At 68.4% G+C, this 25,609-nt stretch carries 30 protein-coding genes, 1 tRNA gene and 1 riboswitch; of the genes, 10 read left to right on the top strand and 21 right to left on the bottom strand.

Features of this window, described 5'->3' with window-relative positions; genetic code table 11:
- Positions 1-35: 35 nt before the first annotated feature.
- A riboswitch (guanidine-III (ykkC-III) riboswitch) is annotated at positions 36-110 on the bottom strand.
- 74 nt (positions 111-184) lie between these two features.
- Together KCH87_RS46870 and KCH87_RS46865 are read right to left on the bottom strand one after the other, a co-directional pair.
- A complete protein-coding gene (locus tag KCH87_RS46870; protein ID WP_210594102.1) occupies positions 185-541 on the bottom strand; it encodes a co-chaperone GroES in 357 nt (118 codons plus the stop codon).
- Between the two features lie 43 nt (positions 542-584).
- The gene (locus KCH87_RS46865) at positions 585-914 is read right to left on the bottom strand and encodes a DUF3618 domain-containing protein (RefSeq protein WP_210594101.1); all 330 of its coding nucleotides are present in this window, start codon (positions 912-914) and stop codon (positions 585-587) included.
- A 95-nt stretch (positions 915-1,009) separates the two neighbouring features.
- On the opposite strand from KCH87_RS46865, the gene bcp reads away from it, so the two are divergent.
- The 4 genes from bcp (at position 1,010) to KCH87_RS46845 (ending at position 3,035) form a co-directional block, all read left to right on the top strand.
- A complete protein-coding gene (gene bcp / locus KCH87_RS46860) occupies positions 1,010-1,477 on the top strand; it encodes a thioredoxin-dependent thiol peroxidase (protein WP_210594100.1) in 468 nt (155 codons plus the stop codon).
- A 142-nt stretch (positions 1,478-1,619) separates the two neighbouring features.
- Positions 1,620-2,273 carry an HNH endonuclease signature motif containing protein gene (locus KCH87_RS46855; protein ID WP_210594099.1) on the top strand — a complete coding sequence of 218 codons (654 nt, stop codon included), beginning with the start codon at positions 1,620-1,622 and terminating at the stop codon, positions 2,271-2,273.
- Positions 2,270-2,935: an HNH endonuclease gene (locus KCH87_RS46850; RefSeq protein ID WP_210594098.1), complete on the top strand. Its 666-nt coding sequence runs from the start codon at positions 2,270-2,272 to the stop codon at positions 2,933-2,935. The genes KCH87_RS46855 and KCH87_RS46850 overlap by 4 nt, the downstream gene beginning before the upstream one ends.
- 26 nt (positions 2,936-2,961) lie before the next feature.
- Positions 2,962-3,035, top strand: a tRNA-Leu gene (locus KCH87_RS46845).
- Positions 3,036-3,090: 55 nt separating this feature from the next.
- Here KCH87_RS46845 and rdgB read toward each other — a convergent pair.
- The 4 genes from rdgB to KCH87_RS46825 form a co-directional block, all read right to left on the bottom strand.
- Positions 3,091-3,693: an RdgB/HAM1 family non-canonical purine NTP pyrophosphatase gene (gene rdgB / locus KCH87_RS46840; RefSeq protein WP_210594097.1), complete on the bottom strand. Its 603-nt coding sequence runs from the start codon at positions 3,691-3,693 to the stop codon at positions 3,091-3,093.
- Between the two features lie 46 nt (positions 3,694-3,739).
- Positions 3,740-4,141 carry a hypothetical protein gene (locus tag KCH87_RS46835; protein ID WP_210594096.1) on the bottom strand — a complete coding sequence of 134 codons (402 nt, stop codon included), beginning with the start codon at positions 4,139-4,141 and terminating at the stop codon, positions 3,740-3,742.
- 154 nt (positions 4,142-4,295) lie between these two features.
- A complete protein-coding gene (rph, locus tag KCH87_RS46830; protein ID WP_210594095.1) occupies positions 4,296-5,033 on the bottom strand; it encodes a ribonuclease PH in 738 nt (245 codons plus the stop codon).
- Between the two features lie 103 nt (positions 5,034-5,136).
- Complete coding sequence (locus tag KCH87_RS46825; protein ID WP_210594094.1) at positions 5,137-5,370, bottom strand: glucose PTS transporter subunit EIIB; 234 nt, start codon at positions 5,368-5,370, stop codon at positions 5,137-5,139.
- Positions 5,371-5,520: 150 nt separating this feature from the next.
- Between KCH87_RS46825 and KCH87_RS46820 the strand changes: the two genes are divergently transcribed.
- On the top strand, positions 5,521-6,819 hold the full coding sequence (locus tag KCH87_RS46820; RefSeq protein ID WP_210594093.1) for a PTS transporter subunit EIIC: 1,299 nt from the start codon (positions 5,521-5,523) through the stop codon (positions 6,817-6,819).
- Here the strand turns inward: KCH87_RS46820 and KCH87_RS46815 are convergent.
- From KCH87_RS46815 to KCH87_RS46805, 3 genes are all read right to left on the bottom strand, one after another.
- Positions 6,740-7,981 (bottom strand): glycosyltransferase, encoded by a 1,242-nt coding sequence (locus KCH87_RS46815; RefSeq protein ID WP_210594092.1) that lies wholly within the window; start codon positions 7,979-7,981, stop codon positions 6,740-6,742. The two genes, KCH87_RS46820 and KCH87_RS46815, sit on opposite strands and share 80 nt — an antisense overlap.
- Positions 7,982-7,993: 12 nt before the next feature.
- Positions 7,994-10,096 carry a peptidase domain-containing ABC transporter gene (locus KCH87_RS46810; protein ID WP_210594091.1) on the bottom strand — a complete coding sequence of 701 codons (2,103 nt, stop codon included), beginning with the start codon at positions 10,094-10,096 and terminating at the stop codon, positions 7,994-7,996.
- Positions 10,097-10,180: 84 nt separating this feature from the next.
- Positions 10,181-10,369 carry a hypothetical protein gene (locus KCH87_RS46805; RefSeq protein WP_210594090.1) on the bottom strand — a complete coding sequence of 63 codons (189 nt, stop codon included), beginning with the start codon at positions 10,367-10,369 and terminating at the stop codon, positions 10,181-10,183.
- A 314-nt stretch (positions 10,370-10,683) separates the two neighbouring features.
- Between KCH87_RS46805 and KCH87_RS46800 the strand changes: the two genes are divergently transcribed.
- The gene (locus KCH87_RS46800) at positions 10,684-11,934 is read left to right on the top strand and encodes a PTS transporter subunit EIIC (RefSeq protein ID WP_210594089.1); all 1,251 of its coding nucleotides are present in this window, start codon (positions 10,684-10,686) and stop codon (positions 11,932-11,934) included.
- Positions 11,935-12,004: 70 nt separating this feature from the next.
- Here KCH87_RS46800 and KCH87_RS46795 read toward each other — a convergent pair whose 3' ends face one another.
- Positions 12,005-12,757: an MBL fold metallo-hydrolase gene (locus KCH87_RS46795; RefSeq protein ID WP_210594088.1), complete on the bottom strand. Its 753-nt coding sequence runs from the start codon at positions 12,755-12,757 to the stop codon at positions 12,005-12,007.
- A gap of 213 nt (positions 12,758-12,970) precedes the next feature.
- Between KCH87_RS46795 and KCH87_RS46790 the strand changes: the two genes are divergently transcribed.
- Positions 12,971-13,417, top strand: coding sequence for a type II toxin-antitoxin system PemK/MazF family toxin (locus tag KCH87_RS46790; protein ID WP_210594087.1), 447 nt, complete (start codon positions 12,971-12,973; stop codon positions 13,415-13,417).
- Between the two features lie 7 nt (positions 13,418-13,424).
- Here the strand turns inward: KCH87_RS46790 and KCH87_RS46785 are convergent, their stop codons facing one another.
- The 7 genes from KCH87_RS46785 to clpS all read right to left on the bottom strand — a co-directional run bounded on the left by KCH87_RS46785 (position 13,425) and on the right by clpS (position 18,170).
- Complete coding sequence (locus KCH87_RS46785) at positions 13,425-14,375, bottom strand: PLP-dependent cysteine synthase family protein (RefSeq protein WP_210594086.1); 951 nt, start codon at positions 14,373-14,375, stop codon at positions 13,425-13,427.
- A gap of 6 nt (positions 14,376-14,381) precedes the next feature.
- Positions 14,382-14,660: a MoaD/ThiS family protein gene (locus KCH87_RS46780; RefSeq protein WP_210594085.1), complete on the bottom strand. Its 279-nt coding sequence runs from the start codon at positions 14,658-14,660 to the stop codon at positions 14,382-14,384.
- Between the two features lie 118 nt (positions 14,661-14,778).
- Positions 14,779-14,874, bottom strand: coding sequence for a putative leader peptide (locus KCH87_RS50900; protein WP_317926516.1), 96 nt, complete (start codon positions 14,872-14,874; stop codon positions 14,779-14,781).
- A 79-nt stretch (positions 14,875-14,953) separates the two neighbouring features.
- The gene (locus KCH87_RS46775) at positions 14,954-15,376 is read right to left on the bottom strand and encodes a Mov34/MPN/PAD-1 family protein (protein ID WP_210594084.1); all 423 of its coding nucleotides are present in this window, start codon (positions 15,374-15,376) and stop codon (positions 14,954-14,956) included.
- Between the two features lie 76 nt (positions 15,377-15,452).
- A complete protein-coding gene (locus KCH87_RS46770; protein ID WP_210594083.1) occupies positions 15,453-16,889 on the bottom strand; it encodes an amino acid permease in 1,437 nt (478 codons plus the stop codon).
- Positions 16,890-17,208: 319 nt separating this feature from the next.
- On the bottom strand, positions 17,209-17,811 hold the full coding sequence (locus KCH87_RS46765; protein WP_210594082.1) for a DUF2017 domain-containing protein: 603 nt from the start codon (positions 17,809-17,811) through the stop codon (positions 17,209-17,211).
- Between the two features lie 41 nt (positions 17,812-17,852).
- On the bottom strand, positions 17,853-18,170 hold the full coding sequence (clpS, locus tag KCH87_RS46760; RefSeq protein ID WP_210594081.1) for an ATP-dependent Clp protease adapter ClpS: 318 nt from the start codon (positions 18,168-18,170) through the stop codon (positions 17,853-17,855).
- A gap of 111 nt (positions 18,171-18,281) precedes the next feature.
- Here clpS and KCH87_RS46755 point away from each other — a divergent pair, with 111 nt between their 5' ends.
- Together KCH87_RS46755 and KCH87_RS46750 are read left to right on the top strand one after the other, a co-directional pair.
- Positions 18,282-19,628, top strand: a complete 1,347-nt coding sequence (locus KCH87_RS46755; protein ID WP_210594080.1) for a nicotinate phosphoribosyltransferase — start codon at positions 18,282-18,284, stop codon at positions 19,626-19,628.
- A gap of 130 nt (positions 19,629-19,758) precedes the next feature.
- Positions 19,759-20,343 (top strand): isochorismatase family protein, encoded by a 585-nt coding sequence (locus KCH87_RS46750; RefSeq protein WP_210594079.1) that lies wholly within the window; start codon positions 19,759-19,761, stop codon positions 20,341-20,343.
- A gap of 71 nt (positions 20,344-20,414) precedes the next feature.
- Here KCH87_RS46750 and KCH87_RS46745 read toward each other — a convergent pair whose 3' ends face one another.
- Positions 20,415-20,747, bottom strand: a complete 333-nt coding sequence (locus KCH87_RS46745) for a hypothetical protein (protein ID WP_210594078.1) — start codon at positions 20,745-20,747, stop codon at positions 20,415-20,417.
- A 133-nt stretch (positions 20,748-20,880) separates the two neighbouring features.
- Positions 20,881-23,223 carry an immune inhibitor A domain-containing protein gene (locus KCH87_RS46740; protein ID WP_210594077.1) on the bottom strand — a complete coding sequence of 781 codons (2,343 nt, stop codon included), beginning with the start codon at positions 23,221-23,223 and terminating at the stop codon, positions 20,881-20,883.
- Positions 23,224-23,592: 369 nt separating this feature from the next.
- Here KCH87_RS46740 and KCH87_RS46735 point away from each other — a divergent pair, with 369 nt between their 5' ends.
- Complete coding sequence (locus KCH87_RS46735) at positions 23,593-23,850, top strand: hypothetical protein (RefSeq protein WP_210594076.1); 258 nt, start codon at positions 23,593-23,595, stop codon at positions 23,848-23,850.
- Positions 23,851-23,947: 97 nt separating this feature from the next.
- Here the strand turns inward: KCH87_RS46735 and KCH87_RS46730 are convergent, their stop codons facing one another.
- Positions 23,948-24,583 carry an RDD family protein gene (locus tag KCH87_RS46730; protein WP_210594075.1) on the bottom strand — a complete coding sequence of 212 codons (636 nt, stop codon included), beginning with the start codon at positions 24,581-24,583 and terminating at the stop codon, positions 23,948-23,950.
- A gap of 89 nt (positions 24,584-24,672) precedes the next feature.
- Positions 24,673-25,609 (bottom strand): RDD family protein (locus KCH87_RS46725; protein WP_374199107.1); only part of this gene is annotated, 937 nt, incomplete at its 5' end.

The raw sequence follows: 25,609 nt of genomic DNA, 5'->3' as shown, positions 1-25,609 counted from the left end.
GGAGCACCTCCGAGAGACGGAACAGAACTGACGGCGGTGCGTCGTCTTTGCGTTCATCCCCGGTACGGCGCGTCTCGTCGGGTGCCCTTCAAAGGTAGCAAAAGGTACGGAAAAGGGGCTGGTGACGATGGTCACCAGCCCCTTGGGACCTCTGATCTACAGGTTCTGATCCACAGGTTCTGATCTACAGATACAGCCCGGTGGAGTCCTCCGACCCCTCGAAGCGGTCCGCGGCCACGGCATGCAGATCACGCTCACGCATCAGCACATAGGCGGTGCCCCGCACCTCCACCTCGGCCCGGTCCTCCGGGTCGTACAGGACCCGGTCGCCCACCTCGACGGTCCGTACGTTCTGCCCCACCGCGACGACCTCGGCCCAGGCCAGCCGCCGCCCGACCGCCGCGGTGGCCGGAATGAGGATGCCCCCGCCCGACCGCCGCTCGCCCTCACCGGTCTCCTGCCGCACGAGTACACGGTCGTGCAGCATCCGGATCGGCAGCTTGTCGTGCGGGGTGCTGTGCTCGTTTCTGTTGGCGCTCACGCCACGAACCTACCTGCCTTTGACACGTCCGTTGGCCGCTGGGTCAGCCCCTACGACGCCGGGTACCCAGCGCGAGCAGCCCCACGAGCCCCACGGCGACAACCGCCACGGGCACGATGCGCTCGAGCCGGGGCGCGCCCTCGTGATCGACGAACTGCCCCTTCACATCGCTCACGACCCGATTGACCCCCACATAGGCCCGCCCGAGGGTCCGATCGACATTGGAGACGACCTTGGCCTTGGCGTCCCCGACGATCGTCTTCGGATGCACGCGCACCCCGATCTCGTCGAGCGTCTCGGCCAGCACATCGCGGCGGCGCGCGATGTCCGCCTCGATCTGCGCCGGGGTTCTGGTGTCCGAGGTGTCCGCCACCGTACGGCCTCCGAAGTCTGGTGCTGCTTTGTTCCGGACAGTCTGTCAGCTCTTACGCCGACCGCACTGTCAGGACCCCCCGTTACTCTGGCGGAATGAGTGAGCGACTCCAGCCCGGGGACACGGCCCCCGCCTTCACCCTCCCCGACGCCGACGGCACCGAGGTGTCCCTCGCGGACCACAAGGGCCGCAAGGTCATCGTCTACTTCTACCCGGCCGCCCTGACCCCCGGCTGCACGAAGCAGGCCTGCGACTTCACGGACAACCTGGAGGTGCTGGCCGGCGCGGGGTACGACGTCATCGGCATCTCCCCCGACGCCCCCGAAAAGCTGGCCAAGTTCCGCGAGAAGGAAAACCTCAAGGTCACCCTCCTCGCCGACCCCGACAAGACCGTCACCGAGGCCTACGCCGCCTACGGCGAGAAGAAGAACTACGGCAAGACCTACATGGGCGTCATCCGCTCCACGATCATCGTGGACGAGGAGGGCAAGGTGGAACGAGCGCTGTACAACGTCCGTGCCACCGGGCACGTGGCCAAGATCATCAAGGATCTGGGCATCTGAGGGTCCGCTTTTTTCGGCCGCGAACGGCTCGTACCGGAGTGATCCGGTACGAGCCGTTCCGCATTTCGGGCGTGACTGTCCGATAAGCGGTTCGTTACTCCGTGCGAGGCCGCGAACGTGTGGCCGAGATCGGAGGGGAACGATGGGGGCCAGTGCGTATCCGAGGGAGCGGCTTGAGGAGGCGGCTCGGGGGGCTCGGACGTTGTCGGAGGCGTTGGGGCGGTTAGGGGTGGATCCCGGGAGTTCGACGCGGCGGTATGTGCTGGGGCGGATGAAGAAGCTGGGGGTGGATGTCTCGCACTTCGAACGGGAGGGGGTGAAGTGGACGCGGGAGATCCTTCAGGAGGCCGTTTCGGCCTCGACGAACATGTGCGAGGTGCTGCGCCGTCTCGGGCTTGAGGTCGTCGGCGGGCACCACACGCACATCAGTCGGCGGATCAAGGCGTACGGCATCGACATCTCGCACTTCCAGGTGCCATCCCGGCGCGGCGAGGTGCGGCGCCCCCGCACACCCGAAGCATTGCTCGTCAAGCAGCAGCCCGCACGCGCCCGGCGCATCCCAAGCGACCGTCTCAAGTGGGCGATGACGGCCGTGGGGATACCGGAGCGGTGCGCTCTCTGCGGTATCGAGGCGGTTTGGCAAGGCCATCCGCTCCCGCTTGAGGTCGATCACATCGACGGCGACTGGAGGGACAACCGCATAGCGAACCTTCGGCTCCTCTGCCCCAACTGCCACTCCACGACGGACAATTACCGAGGACGCGGCAAGGCACGGTCCAGGGGCGGCGCCCTATGAGCCGCGGCGTCCAGTACACCCACGAGCGCCTGGCCGAAGCAGCCTCGCAGTGCTCCGATATCGACGAGGTCATCGCGTTCCTCGGCACACAGCCGTACGGCAATCTCCGCCACCATCTCTTCCGGCGCTTCGACCATTTCGGGATTGACGTCTCCCACATGCCGCGGAGGAGGCGGGGGAAGGAGGCGCCCGTCAAGCCGACCGCCGACGAACTGCGACGCGCGGTCCAGGGAGCAACATCCATCGCCGACGCCCTCCGCGCCCTGGGGCAGGACCCGTACAGCGGGCAGCTGCGCTCCCTGCTCCGCCAATGGGTCGCCGAGGACGCACTCGACATCTCCCACTTTCTGGGGCAGGCGCATCAGAGAGGAAAGCCCGGGCCGGTCCCCGCCAGGCGTCCGGAGGACATCCTGGTTCGCCACGTCGGCAAGCGCCGGACAAGAACTCATCTGCTGCGGCGCGCGCTGAGTGAAGTCGGCGTGACTGAGACGTGCGCCCAGTGCGGTGTAGGTCCCGAGTGGCTCGGCAAGCCCATGACACTGGAGGTCGATCACATCAACGGGGACTGGAGCGACGACCGGCGGGAGAACCTGCGGCTGCTGTGCCCCAACTGTCATGCCGTCACAAGCACCTGGTGCCGTGGGGGCCGACGGAGAAAGTAGACGCAGTAAAGTGGAGCGCGCTGCACGCGCTCGTACTCCAATTGGCAGAGAGACAGGCCTTAGAAGCCTGGTGTTGTCGGTTCAAGTCCGACCGGGCGCACAGGAAGAGGGGGCCCCGCACCTTCGATTCATAGGTGCGGGGTACTTTCATGAAGTCAGCCCAACAACTCCCGAACCACCGGCACCAACCCCCTGAACGCCTCCCCCCGATGGCTGATCGCGTTCTTCTCGTCCGCGCTCATCTCGGCGCAGGTCCGCGTCTCGCCCTCCGGTTGAAGAATCGGGTCGTACCCGAAGCCGTTCGTGCCGGCCGGTGTATGCCGGAGTACGCCCCTCAGCCGGCCCTCGACCACTCGCTCGCGCCCGTCCGGCAGGGCAAGTGCCGCCGCGCAGGCGAAGTGGGCGGCCCGGTGTTCGTCGGCGATGTCGGAGAGCTGGGCCAGCAGCAGGTTCAGGTTGGCGCGGTCGTCGCCGTGGTGGCCGGCCCAGCGGGCGGAGAAGATACCCGGCGCGCCGTTCAGGACGTCGACGCAGAGGCCGGAGTCGTCGGCGACGGCCGGCAGCCCCGTCGCCTGGGCGAGGGCGTGGGCCTTCAGCAGGGCGTTCTCGGCGAAGGTGACGCCCGTTTCCTTGACGTCGGGGATGTCGGGGTAGGCGTCCGCGCCGACGAGGTCGTGGGTGAGACCTGCGTCGGCGAGGATGGCCTTGAGCTCGGTGATTTTTCCGGCGTTGCGGGTGGCGAGGATCAGGCGGGTCATGCCGTTCAGTATCCAGTGCGGTGCCCAGCGCCCGCCCGCGGTTTCCTTACGGCGTGCAGACCTTTGTCAGTTCGCCGGCCGCGTCGGTGACCGGGCTGATGTCGGGGGTCTCGTCGCCGTTCTTGACGGCGTCACGGACGTTGGTGACGGCCTGCTGGAGGTCGTCCACCGCCTTGTTGACGTCGGCGTCGTCCGTTTTGTCGCCGATCTCGTCCAGGTTCTGGTCGATGGAGTTGAGGGACTCCTCGAGCTGGGTCGGGTCGTTGGCGGCGCCCTCCACGGCCTGCTGGAGGTCGGTGACGCTGTCGGCGATGGCGTCGGCGGTCTGGACGCAGTCCAGTGCCTTGTTGACGGCGTCGCAGCCGGTGGTGAGTCCGACTGTCAGCCCGACGGCCGCGACGGCGGCGACGATGGCTATGCGTGGACGGCGGCTACGGCTCACGGCCATGGTTCGTTTCCTCCCTAGCGCAGGCCTCGGAGGCCCCCCGTTACGTGGCCGGGCGCACAGTGGCACCGTGCGCCCGTACCTCTAGTGACGCGAGGCCGGGCTGTGGGGTTGCCCGCGGGGTTGCCCGCGGCTGCCTGCTGTCTTGGTGTGCTCTTTACTTTTCGAGGACCGTATCAAGTGCCTTGCGCTGGAGGACAGCGAGTTCGGTGCAGCCTGAAACGGCCAGGTCGAGCAGGGCGTTGAGTTCTTCGCGGGCGAAGGGTTCGGCTTCGGCGGTGCCCTGGACCTCGACGAAGCGGCCGTCGCCGGTGCAGACGACGTTCATGTCGGTTTCGGCGCGTACGTCTTCTTCGTAGCAGAGGTCGAGGAGAGGAGCCCCTCCGACGATGCCGACCGAGACGGCTGAGACGGTGCCGGTGAGCGGCCGGCGGCCGGCCTTGATCAGCTTCTTGCCCTGGGCCCAGGCGACGGCGTCGGCGAGTGCGACGTATGCGCCGGTGATCGCTGCCGTGCGGGTGCCGCCGTCGGCCTGGAGGACGTCGCAGTCGAGGACGATGGTGTTTTCGCCGAGTGCCTTGTAGTCGATGACCGCGCGCAGTGAGCGGCCGATGAGGCGGCTGATCTCGTGTGTGCGGCCGCCGATCTTGCCCCTGACGGATTCGCGGTCGCCGCGGGTGTTGGTGGAGCGGGGCAGCATCGCGTATTCCGCGGTGACCCAGCCTTCGCCGCTGCCCTTGCGCCAGCGGGGGACGCCTTCGGTGACGGAGGCGGTGCAGAAGACCTTGGTGTCGCCGAAGGAGACGAGGACGGAGCCCTCGGCGTGCTTGCTCCAGCCGCGTTCGATGGTGACGGGGCGGAGCTGTTCGGGGGTGCGGCCGTCGATTCGAGACATGGCGTTGAGCCTATCCGTACCTGCGGAAGGGGCTCCTCCCGCGTCGGGAAGAGCCCCTTGAAGAGCCTGTCTTGAGGTGCCCCTCATGAGTGAGCGGGTGTGCTCACATCATGTCTTCGATGTCCGCCGCGATCGGGTCCGCGTCGGTGCCGATGACGACCTGGATCGCGCTGCCCATCTTGACGACGCCGTGTGCGCCGGCCGCCTTGAGGGCCGCTTCGTCCACGAGGGAGGGGTCGTGGACCTCGGTGCGGAGGCGGGTGATGCAGCCCTCGACTTCTTCGATGTTGTCGATGCCGCCCAGCCCGGCAACGATCTTCTCAGCCTTGGTGGCCATGTTCTTTCTCCCTGATCCGAACCGCTTTGTCGCAGTAACCCACAGTTGGCCCATCTTCGCGAGCGGTCGTGCCGTGTGTACCGAATGATGGCGATCACGACAGCGGAACCGTCCGTCAACTGGTCTACACCACCTTACCGAGGGGCGTCCATGAGTTCCGACAGCGCCGCCGCAAGTCCTGCTCGCGCGCGCTGGAACAACGTGTTCCAGGGCCTTCAGAAGATGGGCCGCAGTCTCCAGTTGCCCATCGCCGTGCTGCCGGCCGCGGGCATCCTCAACCGGCTCGGGCAGCCGGACGTGTTCGGTGCGGACGGGCTCGGCTGGGACAACGTCTCCAAGGTGATGGGGGGCGCGGGCGGCGCGCTGCTGGACGGCTCGCTGGGGCTGCCGATGCTGTTCTGTGTCGGTGTCGCGATCGGTATGGCGAAGAAGGCGGACGGGTCGACCGCGCTCGCGGCCGTCGCCGGGTTCCTCGTCTACTTCAACGTGCTGCGTCAGTTCCCGGAGGACTGCGAGGTCGGGACGACGGAGGTCACCACCGGCTGCCAGGGGACGGACGGGACGGTGGTGGCGTACACGTACCAGAATCCGGGGGTCTTCGGCGGCATCGTCATCGGTCTGCTGACGGCCTTCTTCTGGCAGCGGTACCACCGCACCAAGCTGGTCGACTGGCTGGGCTTCTTCAACGGCCGCCGGCTCGTGCCGATCATCATGGCGTTCGTGGCGATCGCGGTCGCGTCGCTGAGCCTGTGGGTCTGGCCGCCGATCGGCGACGCGCTGGAGAACTTCAGCGACTGGATGAGCGATCTGGGCGCGTGGGGTGCGGGCGTGTTCGGTGTCGCCAACCGGGCGTTGCTGGTGATCGGTCTGCATCAGTTCCTGAACGTGCCCATCTGGTTCCAGTTCGGCACCTACACCAAGCCGGACGGCACGGAGGTGCACGGCGACATCAACATGTTCCTGGCGGGCGACCCGAACGCGGGCCAGTTCACCTCGGGCTTCTTCCCGATCATGATGTTCGCCCTGCCGGCCGCGGCCCTCGCCATCACGCACTGCGCAAAGCCGAACCGCCGCAAGGAGATCGGCGGCCTGATGCTTTCCGTCGCCCTGACGTCCTTCGTCACGGGCATCACCGAGCCGATCGAGTACTCGTTCCTCTTCATCGCGCCCCTGTTGTACGCGGTCCACGCGCTGCTGACGGGCGTCTCGATGGCGGTGACGTGGGGGCTCGGCGTCCATGACGGGTTCAGTTTCTCGGCCGGCCTCATCGACTACATCATCAACTGGAACCTGGCGACCAGACCCTGGGCGATGATCCCGATCGGCCTGTGCTTCGCGGTCGTCTATTACGTCATCTTCCGCTTCGCGATCACGAAGTTCGATTTGAAGACTCCGGGGCGGGAACCGGAGGAGGTGGCGCGGGAGATGGAGCAGGAGAACGTGAAGTGAGAGGGGGCTCATCGACCTCCTCCAAAACGTCGCTGAGGGCCGCGAACGTGGATCGGACCTCGGCTCCGGCTCCGCATCGGACCGCGCCGCGGTAGGAGTCGGCGACCTCGTCGTAGCGTCCGGAGGCAAGCGCGAGCAGGGCTCGCAGTTCGGCGTACCTGCCGGCCAGTCGTGGACGCGCCGGACCTGTCGCGAGCGCTGCCTGGTCAAGGCCGTCCACCAGGCCGGAGAGCCGGGCCAGCAGGAGGCCGCTCTCGACAAGAGTGCCGTAATAGGCCGCCTCGGCGGTCCGGCCGTCCCGGCGCAGCGTCGCGAGGGCCTCGTCGACTCGGGTGCGGTCACCGCTTCTCAGGGCCAGCTCGGCGAGCAGGCCGTACGCCTCCTGCTCCCGTTGGCGCTCGTAGTCCGTCAGGTCCGTTTCGGCGTACCGCGACACCGCGGTCCGCAGGTCCACGTACGCCCGCGTCACCACCGTCCGGTCGGTGATCCCGCCGGCGAGGATCTCGCGGGCCGCGTAGAACGCCCAGGTCGGGTTGTCTGGCTCCGCCTGACGGCAGCGCTCGATGAGGGCGCCGTCCCGGTCGCGTTTGCGGCGTGCGGCGATGGCGTCGGGGTGGTAGCCGTGGTGAATCAGTTCGACGTCCAGCTCGACCGAGTCGGGCGCGCTGCCGTCGGAGTGGAAGGGCTGTTCGTGGATGCGGCCGCGGAACCGCAGCCGGGTGTCGGCTCGCAGGATGCGCCGTGTGCGGTCGTAGGTGCCGCCGCCCGTGGCGTCGATGATGCGCGGGGAGAGGACGAGGTCGCGGTCGGTGCTCCTCGCCTCCAGCTCGCTCACGGCCTGGCGCAGCCGCTCCGCGTGGCCGTCCCGCAGTCGTTCGTCGGCGTCGACGAACAACAGCCAGCCGTCGGTCACCTCGTCGAAGGCGTGGTTGCGCTGCGCGGCGAAGTCGTGGCGCCAGGGCCGCAGCAGCACCGTGCAGGGCAGGGCAGCCGCGGCAGCCGCGGTGTGCGCCCGGGCCACGGTGCGGTCGGTGGACTCGGCGTCGATGAGGAGCACCCGGTCCACGGCACCGGCCAGGGAGCTGATCGCGGCCGCGATGTTGTCTTCCTCTTCCTTGGTGAGCAGGACCGCGGTGAGTGCTGGGGCGGCGGGAGGGGCCATCGTGTTCCTGTCTCACTTGCGGACGACGACGGTCGTGTCGAAGTCGGTTTCGGGTACTTCCCGGTGGGAGACCAGCACCTTGGCGCCGGGCCGGTCGCGGAGGTTTTTCCAGACGCGGTGGAAGGTGTCCTCGTCGATGCCGCTGAAGGTCTCGTCGAACAGATAGACCTCCGGGGCTCGCAGCAACGCGCGTGCCACCGCGAGCCGTTGGGCCTGTCCGCGTGACAACTGCCCGCCGTCCTCCTTGAGGACTGCGTCGTATCCGTCGGGCAGCGTGTTCACCACGTCGTCGAAGCAGGCGGCCCGGCAGGCCAGGTCGACGTCCTCCTGGGGGTGGTGTGCTCCCAGCGTCAGGTTTTCGCGGACCGTCGCGGCGAGGATGAGGGGTTCCTCCGGTACGTAGAGCACGTGTCTCGCCCGCTCGATCTCGTCCAGGTCGCTGATGTCGGTGCCGCCGATGGTGACGGTACCGGCGTAACCGGGGTGCAGGCCCGCGAGCACCTTGAGCAGCGTGCTCTTCCCAGCGCCGTTGGGGCCTCGCACCAAGGCCCGCCCCTGCTCGGGCACGGTGAAGGACAGACCGCCGAAGACCTCGTCGTGAGCGCTGGAGTAGGCGAAAGAGAGCGCCTCGGCTCGCAGTTGCCCACCTGAGGTCAAAGCCTCAGCGCGCGCACCGTCCGGGCGGGCAGCCTCGGCCCGCGGGTCCTCGCGCTGGGACATGACGTCGCGGTAGCGGCCGAGCGCCGCTGTCGCCCGCTGCACCCTCACTTGAAGGACCGCGAGGTTCTCCGCCGACGCCAGGAAGTAACCGGACAGCGCGAGGAAGCTCATCAGCTGCCCCATCGCCAGCGAGCCGCCACCGACCTGAACCGTGCCGAGCCAGGCGACGACGATGACGAACACCCCCTGGTTGGCGATCTTGACGGTGCCGCTCAGGTTGTCCAGTCGCCCGAGCCGGGTCTCGGCGTCGACGAGCCGGCCGAGCGCGCGGTCGAGCCGTTCGGCGGCGTAGGCCCGTCGGCCCTGCGCCGCGAGCTCCAGATGTCCGCGCAGCAGGTTGTACGCCTCCGCCTTGAGGGAGGAGTCACGTTGCAGTGCCTCCTCCGCCTGTTCGCGCACCGCGGGGTACAGCGCCCACGAGGTGCCCACGTCGACTGCGGCCGACAGCAGCAGAATCAGGAACAGCGCGGGGGCGGCGTACGCCAGATAGGCACCGGAGATGACCACGGTGCACACGTCGACCGCGGCGCCCACGGTCAGGGTGGCCAGCAGCGCCTGAATCGCCTGGACGTCACCGAACCGGCTGACCAGGTCACCGGTTCTGCGCGTCGCGTAGAAGGAGAGCGGCAGACGCATCAGTTTGCGCGTGTACGCCTGAGTGAGCTGGCGTTGGAGGGACTGCCCGAGGGTAATGACCAGGCGGCCCCGCACATACTGAAGCACCGCACCGCCGAGGACGACGAGGACGGCCGCCAGGGCGGCGACGGCTATGCCGCTGACGTCTCCGCGCGGCAGGTAGGTGTCGACCGCGACCTGGAAGAAGAGAGTGGACGCGCCGATCAGGAGGGCCGAAGTGGCCGCCGTCAGCAGCCCGATGGCCAGCAGGCGTCCACGGCGCTCGGCGGCGATCCGCCAGAGGATGCTCTGCGATCTCACCTCACGCAGCACGTGCCGCAGGCCGGCTCCCCCGCCCGAGGGGATCTCCGTCACCAGAACCTGACCGCTGAAGCGGGCCATGAAGTCCTCGATGGCGACCGTGGTGGGCCGGTAGCGGGCCGGGTCACTGATCAGCAGTGTGCCGCCGGCGCGCACTTCGTGGACGACGACGAAGTGGTAGAGGCCTTCCTCGTACAGGACAGCGATCGAGGGCCCGGCAGCGCCCAGCACGGTCAGGACCTCGTCCGGCCCCGGACGCAGGAGCAGGGATTCGACGCCGTATCCGGCGAGTACGTCCCGCAACCGGAGCAGGGAGGCTCCGGACGCGCCGAGCCCTACGGACTCGCGCAGGACCGCGGTGTCGACCAGAATGCCGTGCCGTCTGAGGAGGATCCGGACGCAGGCCGGCCCGCAGTCGGTGTCGCCCTCTTGATGCGCGTGGTAGCGCTGCCACTTCATGCCGTCGGTTCCTCAGCCCACAGAGCCGTCAAGGACGGTGCCCCGCTCCGTGGGGGCGGGGCACGCTCAACTGGTCGGTCCTACTCAGAGCTTGGGACCTTTGCCCTTGCACTCCCTGCGGTAAAGGGCGATGTACTGCGAGGTGTCGGCACTTCCGTACATGTCGATCGCACCCGTGGTGATCTGGTTGTAGAGAACCTTGCACTGGGTCTTCGACATGGCGCCGCCCACGACCTGGGCGGCCTCCTCGTCTCCGAGCAGGGAAACTCCCATATCACGAAGGTTGGACAGACTCATAACTCTGCTCCCCGATTGGTCAGTTGACGCCGAACCATCCGGCGACAGGTCTAGACAATCACTGAGGCCCGAAGCCATTCAAGGGAAGCCCGGCCGGATCACCGGAGAGTAAGATCACGTTGCTTTCGCACATGGAAATGGAACCTCAAAGCGGACCGGAACATCCCACGCGCCCGATACTCCGCGTAACCCTTCGATTGCAAGTTTCGCGGGTTCCTTATGCGCCCTTCACCGTGCTAAAACAGGTCTACACCACTGAGTGGTGTAGACCACCACCCGATGGAGGACGTATGAGCACCGCCACCACATCGGCGGCCCCCGCAAAGAGGCGGGGATCCGGACTGTTGCAGGGTCTGCAGAAGGTCGGCCGCAGCTTGCAGCTGCCGATCGCCGTGCTGCCGGCGGCGGGCATTCTGCTGCGTCTCGGCCAGCCCGACGTCTTCGGCGCGGACGGGCTCGGCTGGGACAAGGTCGCGGCCGTGTTCGCCACTGCCGGCGACGCCGTCTTCAGTAACCTGCCGCTGCTGTTCTGCGTGGGTATCGCCATCGGCTTCGCCAAGAAGGCCGACGGTTCCACGGCGCTGGCGGCGCTGGTCGGCTTCCTGGTCTACAAGAACGTGCTGACCGCGTTCCCGATCACCGACGCGAAGGTCACCGAGGGCGCCGACGTCGCCGCCACCTACAACGACCCCAAGGTCCTCGGCGGCATCGTCATGGGCCTCATAGCCGCCGTCACCTGGCAGCGCTTCCACCGCACCAAGCTCCCCGACTGGCTGGGCTTCTTCAACGGCCGCCGCCTGGTGCCGATCCTGATGGCCTTCATCGGCACCGCCATGGGCGTGTTCTTCGGTCTCGCCTGGGAGCCCGTCGGCGAGGTCATCACCAACTTCGGCGAGTGGATGACCGGCCTCGGCTCCGTCGGCGCGGGCATCTTCGGCGCGATCAACCGCGCGCTGCTCCCGGTCGGCATGCACCAGTTCGTCAACACGGTGGCCTGGCAGGAGATCGGCTCCTACACGGACTCCGCCGGTGCCGTCTGGCACGGCGACCTGCCCCGCTTCTTCCACGGCGACCCGACCGCCGGCCAGTTCATGACCGGCTTCTTCCCGATCATGATGTTCGCGCTGCCGGCCGCCGCCCTCGCCATCACGCACACCGCCCGCCCCGAGCGCCGCAAGGCCGTCGGCGGCATGATGGTCTCGCTGGCGCTGACCTCGTTCGTCACCGGCATCACCGAGCCGATCGAGTTCGCGTTCATGTTCATCGCGCCGGTGCTGTACGTCATCCACGCGGTCCTCACGGCGATCTCGATGGCCGTCACCTGGGCCCTGGGCGTCCACCACGGTTTCAGCTTCTCGGCCGGTGCGATCGACTACTTCCTGAACTGGAACCTGGCCACCAAGCCATGGCTGATCATTCCGATCGGTCTGGTCTTCGCGGTGGTCTACTACGTGGTCTTCCGATTCGCCATCACCAAGTGGAACCTCCCCACCCCGGGCCGCGAGCCCGAGGAGGAGGTCGAGGACCTCACCAAGGCGTGAGCCCCTCCTGAACAGCACTGAGGCCCCCGGAGCCGTGCGGCTCCGGGGGCCTCTGTCACGTCGCTACAGGTCAGATCTCGTACGTCACCCGCGGAGCGGCGAGTTCCACCGGACCGTCGTACGTCGCGCGGGCGTCGGCCAGGTTGATCCGGGGGTCGGTCCACGGGGGGATGTGGGTGAGGACCAGGCGCCGGGCGCCCGCCCTTGCCGCTGCCTCCCCTGCCTCGCGGCCGTTGAGGTGCAGGTCGGGGATGTTCTCCTTGCCGTGCGTGAACGCGGCCTCGCACAGGAACAGGTCGGTGTCGCGGGCGAGTTCGTCGAGCGTCGGGGTGACGCCCGTGTCGCCTGAGTAGGTCAGGGACTTCCCGCCGTGCTCGACGCGGATGCCGTACGCCTCCACCGGATGGGCCACGCGTTCCGTGTGCACCGTGAACGGGCCGAGGTCGAAGGTGGACGGCTTGACCGTGTGGAAGTCGAAGACCTCGCTCATGGAGGAGGCCGTGGGGGTGTCCGCGTAGGCGGTGGTCAGCCGGTGTTCCGTGCCCTCGGGTCCGTAGACGGGGAGCGGGTCGCAGCGGCCGCCGTCGTGGCGGTAGTAGCGCGCGACGAAGTACGCGCACATGTCGATGCAGTGGTCGGCGTGCAGATGGCTGAGGAAGATCGCGTCGAGGTCGTAAAGACCGCAGTGGCGCTGAAGCTCGCCCAGGGCACCGTTGCCCAGGTCGAGAAGCAGCCGGAAGCCGTCGGCCTCTACGAGGTAGCTCGAGCAGGCCGATTCCGCGGACGGGAACGACCCCGAGCAGCCGACGACGGTGAGCTTCATGAAGCAGAAACCTCCGCTGGCGGGAAATGAGAGAAGGTGCGTCGGGGGTCGTGCGGTCCGTCGAGCGTAAGGCGCAAAACGTCCGGTCGCTCCTCCGCCAAGGGCTGTTGTGGGCGAACTCACCTGTGGTGTCACCGGTTCGGCTCGACGTTGGGGGCGTGCAGCTCGCGGGAAGGGCGCGCGGGTGCGAATGCGCGCGGGTAACGTCGTCGTATGGATACGTCCTGGTGGCTGGCGCTCGCGGCGGTGGTACTGCTCGCGCTGGTCGCCGCGCTCGTGGACGGCTGGGGGCGGGGGCCACGGGGACGCAGGACGCGGCCGCCGGGGCGGCCCGGGGAACGGACGGCGGTACGGCCGCGGCCTGCCGAGATCTGGTGGGCGAGCGTGCCCTATGAGGACGGTCCTGGGGGCAAGGACCGGCCATGTCTGGTGCTCGCCGTGCGTGGCCGCCGGGCGACCGTCGCGAAGATCACCAGCAAGTATCACGACGAGCGTGCCGGGGTGATTCCGCTGCCGCCGGGTGCCGTCGGCGATGCGCGCGGCAGGGCGAGCTTTCTCCAGACCGGCGAGTTGCGGGACGTTCCGGTGCGGGACTTCCGTCGGAGGGCGGGGGTGGTGGACCCGGCCCTGTGGGACCAGGTCCGTCACCTCGCCAAGTAAGCGGGCCTCACGCCCAGAGCTGGCCCTGCAACGTCTCGATCGCTTCCTCTGTGGTCGCCGCCGTGTAGACACCCGTCGACAGGTACTTCCAGCCACCGTCGGCCACGATGAACACGATGTCCGCGCTCTCGCCCGCCTTGAGCGCCTTCTGGCCGACGCCGATCGCGGCGTGCAGCGCGGCGCCGGTGGAGACGCCGGCGAAGATGCCCTCCTGCTGGAGCAGTTCCCGGGTGCGGGTGACGGCGTCCGCCGAACCGACCGAGAAACGGGTCGTCAGCACGGACGCGTCGTAGAGCTCGGGGACGAAGCCCTCGTCGAGGTTGCGCAGGCCGTACACCAGGTCGTCGTAGCGAGGTTCGGCGGCGACGATCTTGATGTCCGGCTTGTTCTCGCGGAGGAAGCGGCCGACGCCCATGAGGGTGCCGGTGGTGCCGAGGCCGGCGACGAAGTGGGTGATCGACGGGAGGTCGGCCAGGACCTCGGGGCCCGTCGTGGCGTAGTGGGCGCCCGCGTTGTCCGGGTTGCCGTACTGGTAGAGCATCACCCAGTCGGGGTGCTCGGCGGACAGTTCCTTGGCGACCCGTACGGCGGTGTTGGAGCCGCCCGCGGCCGGGCTGGGGATGATCTCCGCGCCCCACATCCCGAGCAGGTCCCGGCGCTCCTGCGAGGTGTTCTCCGGCATCACGCACACCATGCGGTAGCCCTTGAGCTTGGCCGCCATGGCGAGGGAGATGCCGGTGTTGCCGCTCGTCGGTTCGAGGATCGTGCAGCCCGGGGTGAGCCGGCCGTCCTTCTCCGCCTGCTCGATCATGTGCAGGGCGGGACGGTCCTTGACGGAGCCGGTGGGGTTGCGGTCCTCCAGCTTGGCCCAGATCCGGACGTCGGCGGACGGCGACAGCCGCGGCAGGCGCACCAGAGGGGTGTTGCCCACCGCGGCCAGCGGGGAGTCGTAGCGCATCAGGGATCAGACCATGCCGCCGGCCACGGCCGGCAGGATCGTGACGCTGTCGCCGTCGGTGAGCTTGGTGTTGATGCCGTCGAGGAAGCGGACGTCCTCGTCGTTGAGGTAGACGTTGACGAAGCGGCGCAGCTGGTCGCCGTCCACGATGCGGGCCTGGATGCCGGTGTGCCGGGTCTCGAGGTCGGCGAACAGGTCGGCGAGGGAGTCACCGCTGCCGTCCACCGCCTTCTGACCGTCGGTGTACTGGCGGAGGATGGTCGGGATGCGGACCTCGATGGCCATGGCTCAGGGCTCCTGTCGGAAAGTCTCTGGTCGGTGGGCGCGCGGCAGCGCAGATACAGCAGGGCGTGGTGCGTGTGCGGCGCCGCGGCTCACGGCCGTACGGCGGCAGGGGCCGGCGTCAACAGATGGCGCTGGCGAGCCTGCACAGGTCGACGTGCAGCCGCGCCACGAGCAGCGTGCCCGGCGTCTTGTCGCTCACGTCGTGGAAAACCATGGGGTCATCGTATCGATTCCCGGTCCGGCTCCTGGAATGTGATCTCACGCTTCGGACATATTTCATCCGCAGTACGAGATCAGTACGCCCCCACCACCTTGACCTCCTCCTCCGTCACCTCGCCCTCGACGATCCGGAACGAGCGGAACTGGAACGGACCGGCGTCGTCGGTGTCCGCCGTGGAGACGAGGACGTAGTGGGCGCCGGGCTCGTTGGCGTAGGAGATGTCGGTGCGGGAGGGGTAGGCCTCGGTCGCCGTGTGGGAGTGGTAGATGACCACCGGCTCCTCGTCGCGGTCGTCCATGTCGCGGTAGAGCTTGAACAGGTCGCCGGAGTCGAACTCGTAGAACGTGGGTGACATGGCCGCGTTCAGCATCGGGATGAAGCGCTCGGGGCGGTCCGAACCCGCCGGGCCCGCGACCACGCCGCACGCCTCGTCGGGATGGTCCTTGCGCGCGTGCGCGACGATCTGGTCGACCAGGGCCTGGGTGAGGGTCAGCATGTTCGTCAGGATAAGCAGAAGACCGCCCCGTACCGAAGGGTGGTACGGAGCGGCCCATATGCCGGACGACCGACGCTCAGCCGACCTTCTCGAAGTCCGGCTCGCCGCGGCGGTCGGTGATCTGCGGGTTGCGGTTCTTGAGGACCAGCCAGCCGACGCCCAGGGCGGCGGCCCAGCCGGCCATCACGTACAGGCAGACGCGGGAGTCGGCGTCGTACGCGATGAGGCAGGTGACGAAGAGCAGGAACACGATGGCGACCCAGCTGCACTTCGCGCCGCCCGGTGCCGGGAAGGACGAGGCGGGCAGGCGGCCCGCGTCGACGCCGCGGCGGTAGAGGACGTGACTGATCAGGATCATCAGCCAGGTCCAGATGCCGGCCGCGGTGGCCACGGAGACGACGTAGCCGAAGGCCTTCTCCGGGACGATGTAGTTCAGGACCACACCGATGCCCATGAAGAGCATGGAGACGGTGATGCCGAAGGCCGGGGTCTTCGACGTCGACAGCTTGCTGAACAGCTTGGGCGCCTCGCCGTTGTCGGCGAGGGTGCGCAGCATGCGGCCCGTGGAGTACATGCCGGAGTTGCAGGACGACAGGGCCGCGGTCAGGACGACGAAGTTGACGATGCCCGCGCCGGCCGGGATGCCGATCTTGGCGAAGGCCGCGACGAAGGGGCTGACGCCGTCCGCGAACTCGGTCCACTTCACCACGCACAGGATGACGGTGAGGGCACCGACGTAGAACAGCGCGATACGCCAGGGCAGGGTGTTGATCGCCTTGGGGAGGGTCTTCTCCGGGTTCTCGGACTCGCCGGCCGTGACACCGACCAGCTCGACCGCGAGGTAGGCGAACATGACGCCCTGAAGGGTCATCAGGGACGAGCCGATGCCCTTGGGGAAGAAGCCGTCGAAGGCCCACAGGTTGGAGACGGCGGCGGTGTCACCGGCGGAGCTGAAGCCGAAGGTGAGCACGCCGAGACCGATCACGATCATGCCGATCAGTGCGGTCACCTTGACCATCGAGAACCAGAACTCGATCTCACCGAACAGCTTGACCGAGATCAGGTTGGCCGCGAACAGAACGACCAGGAAGACCAGGGCCGTGACCCACTGCGGGACCGCCGGGAACCAGTAGTTGACGTAGATCGCGGCGGCCGTCAGCTCGGCCATGCCGGTGACGACCCACATCAGCCAGTACGTCCAGCCGGTGAAGTAGCCGAAGAACGGGCCGAGGAACTCGCGGGAGTACTCCGCGAAGGAGCCCGAGACCGGCCGGTAGAGCAGGAGCTCGCCGAGCGCCCGCATGATGAAGAAGATGATCACGCCCGCGAGGGCGTACATGAGGATGAGGCTGGGTCCGGCCTTGGCGATGTTCGCCCCGGCTCCCAGGAACAGGCCGACGCCGATAGCGCCGCCGATCGCGATCATCTGGACCTGGCGACTGCCGAGTCCGCGCTCGTACCCCTCTTCCGACTCCTCTGGGCCCTTGTCCGTGTCGACCTGAGCGGAGGTCATGTGTGGTGCGCCTTTCTCCATGCCGACCCGGGCCTTCGTCGGCCTCGGATCGGGTCTCGATCCCCCCGGATTGCTGGAGCGTTGTGCCTAACCGGCGGTCTGCCGATCGGTGGCGCACCCGGCGGAACAATGGATGGTGTTCGCCGGGCGGTCGTGAAGATTTATCACGGCCGCAATGCTGATCACCTTGACGGCGTGTGGCGCACAGCACAGGGAGAAGTGGACAAAGAACACCCAGAGGGTTCATACGCGGCCGCTGCGGTGACGGGATCGTTATCCGGATTTGAGCGTCCGCTGAGCGAACACAGAACCGTCACATTCAGGGCAAAAGCGTGGAGACCAAGGTCTCCTGGAGCCCGCCCAGCCACAGATACGCCATCACCATCGGCTTGCGCGGATCCTCGTCCGGGAGGCGATAGAGGAGGTCGGTGTCCTCTTCGTCCGTGATGTCGAGCCGGGATCCGATCGCTAGGCGCAGGTCGTTGAGGGCGTTGAGCCACTGCTTGGACTCCTCGCCCGACAGCTTGAGCACCGCCCCGCCCTCGTCGACCGGGCTCAGCGCGTCCAGGCTGCGGATCACCACGAGGGCGTTCTCGCGCTTGCCGGCGCGCAGGTCGTTCTCGGTGTAGCGGCGGAACTCCGCGGAGTACGCCTTCTGCTCCGCCGCCGCCTCGGCCTGCGGAGTGGCCTCGGGGTCGCTGTAGGCGTCCGGGAAGAGGCGCCTGAGGACCGGGTCGGCGGGCGGCTCGCTCGGGCCGTCGGCGAACAGCTCGGCCAGCGGGTCGTCGGAGGCGTCCTCGCCGGGACCGGGGCCGATGAGTTCCAGGAGCTGGACGGCCAGCGACCGGATGATGGAGATCTCGACGTCGTCGAGGGCGACGGCCGCGCCGCCGCCGGGGAGCGGTTCGAATTGACCTGGCATGAAGTGAGTTCGCTACTTCCGGTCCTGCGAGCGGGTGCGGTCTATTTCCGGTCCTGCTGAAGGGTGGCCCACAGACCGTAGCCATGCATCGCCTGCACGTCGCGTTCCATCTCCTCGCGGGATCCGCTGGAGACGACCGCCCGGCCCTTGTGGTGGACGTCGAGCATGAGCTTGGTGGCTTTGTCCTTGGGATAGCCGAAGTACGACTGGAAGACATAGGTCACGTAGCTCATGAGGTTGACCGGGTCGTTGTGCACGATCGTGACCCAGGGGACGTCCGGCTCGGGTACGGCGAAAACCTCCTCCGCCGACTCGGTGCGTTCGATCTCTACGGGAGCGGGTGACGTCACAAGCCCCATGCTGCCACCGGAGGGGGGTGGTCGCACAAATGCGCCTTGCGATCGGCCACGATCTGCCCCGGCCGACCCCTAAATCGTCAGACTGACGAGATGGGGGTACCATCCCTAGTCATGAACACAGCGGACCTTGGGCTGCCGGTGGATGTTCCCTCGACGGCGCTCTTCACGGACCAGTACGAGCTGACGATGTTGCAGGCCGCGCTGAGGGCGGGCACCGCCGAGCGGCGGAGCGTGTTCGAGGTCTTCACCCGGCGGCTGCCGCACGGGCGGCGCTACGGCGTCGTCGCGGGCACCGGACGCGTCCTGGACGCGGTCGAGAACTTCCGCTTCGACGCCGACGTCCTCGCCTTCCTGCGCGAGGGCGGGATCGTCGACGAGGAGACCCTGACGTGGCTCGCCGACTACCGCTTCAGCGGTGACATATGGGGCTATCCCGAGGGCGAGGTGTACTTCCCGGGCTCGCCGATCATGCGGGTCGAGGGCTCCTTCGCCGAGTGCGTGCTGCTCGAGACCGTGATCCTGTCCATCCTCAACCACGACTCCGCGATCGCCGCGGCGGCGTCCCGGATGTCGTCGGCCGCCGGCGGCCGGCCCCTGATCGAGATGGGCGCCCGCCGCACCCACGAGCTCGCGGCCGTCGCCGCCGCCCGCGCGGCGTACGTCGGCGGCTTCGCGACCACCTCCGACCTGGCCGCCGGTTTCCGCTACGGCATCCCCACCGTCGGCACGTCCGCGCACGCCTTCACCCTGCTCCACGACCACGAGCGGGACGCCTTCCAGGCCCAGGTCAACTCGCTGGGCCGGAACACGACGCTGCTCGTGGACACGTACGACGTCACCGAGGCGGTCCGTACGGCGGTGGAGGTCGCCGGGCCCGAGCTGGGTGCCGTGCGGATCGACTCCGGGGACCTGCTGCTGGTCGCGCACCGGGTGCGGCAGCAGCTGGACGAGCTGGGAGCGAGTGCCACGAAGATCATCGTGACCTCGGACCTGGACGAGTACGCGATCGCCTCGCTGGCCGCCGCGCCCGTGGACGCGTACGGCGTCGGCACGCAGCTGGTGACGGGATCCGGCCATCCCACGTGCTCCATGGTGTACAAACTGGTCGCCCGCGCCGAGTCCGCCGACCCGAAGGAGCCGCTGGTTCCGGTCGCGAAGAAGTCCAGTGGAGGCAAGACCTCCATCGGAGGCCGCAAGTGGGCCGCTCGACGGCTGGACGCGGACGGGGTCGCCGAGACCGAGGTGATCGGCACCGGACCGGTCCCCGGCGAGCTGGCCGACCAGCAGCTTCTCGTCGAACTGGTCAAGGGCGGTGACGTGGTCGCACGTGAACCGCTGGACGTCCCCCGCGACCGGCACATCGCCGCCCTCGCGAATCTGCCGCTCTCCGCCACCCAGCTGTCGCGCGGGGAACCCGTCATTCCGACCGAGTACGTCCACGGGCGCCCGGGTAGCTAGAGGCAGTGCCCCGGTGTACGCCCTGAAATACCCCCTCCCCTAGGGCCCTCCCAGTCTCTAGGCTCGTAACTTCACACCGGCGGGCCCGCACCCTGATCCACCCCGACCCCATAGTCGAAGGACACCGACCATGCGCCGCGCCTTGATCGTCGTAGACGTGCAGAACGATTTCTGCGAGGGGGGCAGTCTCGCGGTGGCCGGGGGTGCCGATGTGGCCGCCGCCATCACCGAGCTGATCGGGCAGGCGCCCGCCGGCTACCGGCATGTGGTCGCGACCCGCGACCACCACATCGCACCGGGCGGACACTTCGCCAGCAACCCCGACTACGTCCACTCCTGGCCGGCCCACTGTGTCGCCGGCACGGAGGGCGTGGGCTTCCACCCGAACTTCGCGCCCGCGGTCGCCTCCGGCGCGATCGACGCGGTGTTCGACAAGGGGGCCTACGCGGCGGCGTACAGCGGGTTCGAGGGCGTCGACGAGAACGGCGTGACGCTCGCCGACTGGCTGCGGGCCAGGGAGGTCGGCGAGGTGGACGTGGTGGGGATCGCGACCGACCACTGCGTACGCGCCACCGCGCTGGACGCCGCCCGCGAGGGCTTCCGTACGCAGGTGCTGCTGGACCTGACGGCCGGGGTGGCCGAGCAGACCACCGACCGGGCACTCGAGGAGATGCGAGAGGCGGGCGTCGAGCTCTCGGGCAAGCCAGTCGTCTAGCTAGTCGTCTGCGGGTCCGTCGTGGCTGGTCGCGCAGTTCCCCGCGCCCCTTCGGGGCGCTGCCGAACCGCTTACGCCGGCGCCGCCGGGCGCCTCCGCAGCGCCCTGATCGGATGCCACAGCTCCTGCGACAGGACGGGTACGCCGTCGTCCGGCGCCGTGCGCCATATCAGCCCGTCGGGATGGTGGAGCACCGCCGTGATCTCGTCCGGCGTGGGCGGGGACGCGTTACCGCGCAGGTACACCGCGCGCATGCCCAGATTGCGCAGCCTGGTCAGGGCCCGCGCCCGGTTCTGGGCGTGCACGAGGACACGTACGCATCCCGTGCCGTCGACGGCGGTGGGCAGATTCAACGCCACCACCACGCTGCCGGTCGGCAGCCTGCAGAAGCCTCCTACGGCCATTCAGTCACTTCCCCGTTCCCAGCGGTGCACCAGCGGTGTCAATAAGAGAACCACAGGACGCACCTAAACACGGATCGGCGGCAACCCGCCAGGGGCTGCCGCCGAATCGTGCTCTGACCTGCGGAAATGCTGACTACTTCACCGCGGGGCCGACTTCGAGCGAGATCGTCGAGCCGTTCTTGGCCTCCTTGACGATCTTGATCTTGGTGTTGGTGTCAGTGATCTTGACGCCCGCGAGCGGGGTGCTCTCGTCGTAGTAGGTGCTGGTGTGGTCGTTGAAGACCGGCACACCCTTCTTCGACGGGATCTTGGTCTCGACGTCCGCGTTGTGCAGCGTCAGACCGTCCGTGCGGTAAAGGCTGAACGGCGAGTCGTAGGACTGGATGCGGCTGCGCATCAGAGTGCCGTCGGACCACTTCAGCGCGGTCGGGTGAGCGTCGACCGGCAGCAGCAGCCCGGTGCCCTTGTGCTGGCTGGTGTTGTTGTCCGCCTGGGAGGTGTCCCACTTCCAGATCAACAGACCGTTCTGGTACGGGTAGTGCTCCACCCAGCTCGGACGGGTCGTCGAGAAGCCGAAGTTGTACGGGCCGACCTTGAGGGTCTTGTCGTACGACACGTACTGGCGGTTCTCGGCGATGTAGTACTGCGCGTAGTCCTTGGTGAACGAGGCGCCGACGCGGGAGAAGCCGGTCGCCGTCCAGGCGGCGTCCGCGGTCTCGGCGTTGTCGGTGAACAGCGCGCTGCCGTCGGCGGTCACCGTGATGCCGTCGGCCGCGAAGCCCTTCTGCGCCACACCGCCGTCGGTGGAGTAGCGGAAGCGGAGCTGGATGCTCTTGCCGGCGTAGGCGTCGAGGGAGTACGACAGCTTCTTGTAGCCGTCGACCGTGCCGCTGAGGGCGGGGTTGCCGCTGCCGTCACGCGGGATGGCCTGACCGTCCACCGTGCCGTCCACGGCGGTCCAGTTGGCGCCGCCGTCGGTGGAGACCTCGGTGTAGAGGTAGTCGAAGTCCTTCTCGATGTCGTAGAAGCCGTCGAGGGTCAGCGTCGCCGACGCCTTGCCGGTGAGGTCCACGGAACGCGTCAGCGTGTTGCGCAGGTTGTCGCCGCTGCCGCTCCACCACTGGTTCGCGCCCTCGGCCGGAGGGACGATCTCGGTGGTGACCTCCTTGTCGGGCAAGGAGACCACGAGGGCCTGCTTGTTCTTGGTGTTGTACTCGGCGACCCCCAGCTTGTGCTTCGACTTCGTCGCGGCCTTCGCCGTGTCGTAGTCGAGCCAGCCGAGCTGGAGCTTGTCCCAGGCGGTCATGTCGCCGGGCAGGTCGCCGATGGTGTCCTCGCCGGTGCCCAGCCAGGAACCGGAGGACATCAGGGTCCAGAAGCCGGTGGAGTTCTCGCCGCCGGCGGTGTCGTAGTGGTCCGGCAGACCGAGGTCGTGGCCGTACTCGTGGGCGAAGACGCCGAGTCCGCCGTTCTCCGGCTGGATGGTGTAGTCGCCGACCCAGATGCCGGTGTCGCCGATCTGGGTGCCGCCGAGCTTGTTGTTGTCGGGGCCGGTGGCGCCGGCGTCGCTGCCGAAGGCGTACCAGCGGTGGGCCCAGATGGCGTCCTCGCCCTGTGCGCCGCCGCCCGCGGACTCGTCCTCACCGGCGTGCACGATCTGGAAGTGGTCGATGTAGCCGTCGGACTCGTTGAAGTCGCCGTCGCCGTCGAAGTCGTAGCGGTCCCACTGGTCGTACTCGGCGAGCTTGGCCTTGATCTCGGCGTCGGTCTTGCCGGCCGCCTTCTGGCCCGCGGCCCAGGCGGTGACGCCGTCCTGCACCGCGAACCAGGCGCAGTTGTCGGGGTCGCACTTGTTGGAGCCGTAACGGGCCTCGTTGTAGGGGACCTTGACCCAGTCGGCGACCTCGCCCTCGACCGAGTAGCGGCCCGAGGACTGCTTCTCGTAGTAGGCCTTCATCGAGGAGGAGCCCTCGCCGAAGTACAGGTCCTGGAAGTGCTCCTGGTTGTAATCCGCCTGCCAGGCCGTGCTGTTGTCCTGCGCACGGTCCGGCTCGGCTATCTGGTTGTGCAGCGGGCCGGGCGTGCCGCCGTAGCGGGGGTCCGTCTGGTCGCCGAACTCGACCAGGATCGTGAAGATCTTGTCGGTCTTCTCGCGGCCCAGCTCGACGTACTTGCTGTCGCCCTTCTTGCTCTTCAGCTGGACGACGTTGGAGCCGTCGCGCTCCTTGACCTGGGCGTCGCCGGAGAGGACCTGGTTCAGGGCCTCCTGACGCTGCGCGTCCTGGGTCTTGGTGAACGGACCGTCGAGGTCGTGGTCCTCCGTCTGCTTGGCCGGCTGCGGGTCGTGCCGGTTCACGGCAGCCGGCTCGGCGGCGGTGTCGGCCTGCGCCACGGCGTAGGTGGAGATGGTGGCCGTGGCGGCGGCGAGCGCGACGGTCGTCGCGGCCGCTCTGAACGTCCAGGGTCTTCTGGTCACTTGAGATCCTCCCCCGCGTCAGGGCACGCGGAAGGGGGTCCCGGTCATGGAAAGTCCGCGTGCGCGTGAGAGACGCGTGTAGTCAAGTGACGACATTTGACTAGAGGTTGAAAAGAAAAGACAGACCTTGACTTGAGCAGGTCAAGTGCATTACTGGGGCCTTACTAGCGGGCGCGTCGGCCCGTCCACTGGGTGGACGATGTGACTCGATGCGCCCCCCATGCACCGATACTGTTGGTTAGGTCACGCTTACCGTTCGTTCCGCTCGGGCATGCCTGCGATTAGAGTCGGTTGGCGGCACGCTCGGCAACCGGCGAAATGCCAGGCCGGCGCCCCCTCTCACCCCCATTTTCCGAGGACACGATTGCCATGCCTCGTCCGACTGCGCCTCGACCGAACGCCGCACAGCTCGCCTACGGTTCATGCACCGTGATCTTCTCGACCCTCGCCATGCTGCTGCTGTCACAGACAAGTTCAGGTGTGGGGATCGCGGTCATAGCCCTCGCGGCGCTCGCCCTCGGGCTCCTCGTCGCCATGACGGTTCCACTGCCCAGGCCGAGCGCGCCCGCGCCATCGGCCGAGGCCACACCAGAGCGCGTGCCGGTGAACTCCGGCAAGGCGGCCTGATCTTCACGATCCGGTCTTCACGATCTGATCCGCTACGACGACCGGCGGGCCCGTGGATTCCACGGGCCCGCCGGTCGTTGTTGCCGTGCCCGCGCGGTCAGCCGGCGCTGACCACCACCGTCTTGGCCGCCTTGTCGTGCAGGCCCTGTTTGTACGGCTTGTCGAAGAAGCTCCAGCCGCCGCAGATCGCGGTCCAGATGCAGGCGCAGCAGAAGGCGAACGGGAGCCACAGCACCAACGACCGCACCAGCGCCGTCTGCACCGAGGGCGTGGAGCCGTTGTCCAGGTTGGCCACCCGCATCTTCAGCCACTTCTTGCCCAGGGTCTGCCCGGACTTGGAGATCAGGAAGGTGTCGTAGGCGATGTAGAGCACGGCGGCGACCGCGGACTGGGCGAAGGACTTGCCGTACTCGACCTCGTCGGCGTCGACGTTGTACTCGCTGACCCCGAATCCCCAGGTGAGCAGCCAGACGACGATGCCGACGAGGATCATGTCGATGATGCGGGCGAGCGTACGTCGGCCGCTGTCGGCGAGCGGGGGCATCCCGGCCAGCGGGTCGCTCGGGTACGAGCCGCCGCCGTACGGGTCACCGCCGGCGGGCCCGCCGCCCTGGTAGGGCGGGGGCTGGCCGCCGTACGGCGAGCCCGATCCCTGTTCTGGCGGGGGCTGCTTCCTGAACGGGTCGTCTTCCGGTGGCTGCTGACCGGAGCCGGGGGGCGGTTCGCTGCTCATGGCCCGAGTGGACCGCGAACCTCCCGGCTCCGCATCCGGCGAGCGGCCGTCCGGAGTACGGAATCAGCTGGTCCTTCCGACGTACACGGTCATCCGGCGACGAACGTATGCGCGACCTTGTCGTGCCAGCACTGGCGCCACGGGCGGTCGATCAGGCACCAGGCGGCGCCCACGACACCGACGACGAGCAGTCCGGGCACGCTGTAGACGAGCCAGCGGCGGACGGCCGCGCCGAAGGACGGGGGCTCGTGGCCCTCGATGTCCCGCACGTCCAGACCGAAGAGCTTCTTGCCGAGGGTGCGGCCCCACTTGGCGGTGGGCAGAGCCTCGTAGGCGACGCCGAAGAGCAGCAGGACGGCCAGGACGATGCCGAGATACGTCGATGTCGTGCCGTCGAGCAGCCAGACGGTGACGGTCTCGCCGGACAGCTTGGCCGCGTCGATCTTCTCGTTGACGTGGTCGATCGCCTTGGTGCCGAGAGGGATGGCGGCGACGGAGGTGACGGCGGCGAGCACGAGGGTGTCGACGAGCCGGGCGGCGAGCCGCTTCCCGAGCGGGGCCGGACGGGCCGACGCCTGGCGCATGGCGGCCGCCTGGAAGATGTCCTCCACGGGCGGCTTCCAGGGCGCCACGGGCCGGCCCTCGTCCGGCTCTCCGGCGAGCCGGTGCACCTGCTGCGCCCAGGAGGGCTGCCCGCCACCGGCGCCACTGGCCATGGGCGTGGCGGGCTGGGGGGCACCGGGCTGCGCGGGGACGGCGGGGGCGGGCTGCTGGGGGGCGGCCGACGGCGGCTGCTGGGGGCCGGGCAGAGGCGCGGGAGCGGCGGGGGGGGGGGGGGGCCCCCCCCCCGGGGGGGGGCGCCCCCCCCCCCCCGCGGGGGGGGGGGGGGGGGGGGGGGGGGGGGGGGGGCGGGGCGGGGGGGGGGGGGGGGGGGGGGGGCCCCCCCGGGGGGGGGGGGGCGGGGGGGGTCCCCCCCGCCCGCCGTGACCGCCGATGCTCTTGGTGCCGCACCGACCAGGACCGGGC

Source organism: Streptomyces sp. GESEQ-35 (genome assembly GCF_017948485.1).
Lineage (GTDB): Bacteria > Actinomycetota > Actinomycetes > Streptomycetales > Streptomycetaceae > Streptomyces.
Note: the sequence above shows the minus strand (reverse complement) of the source record. Positions and strands in the feature narration are given on the sequence as shown.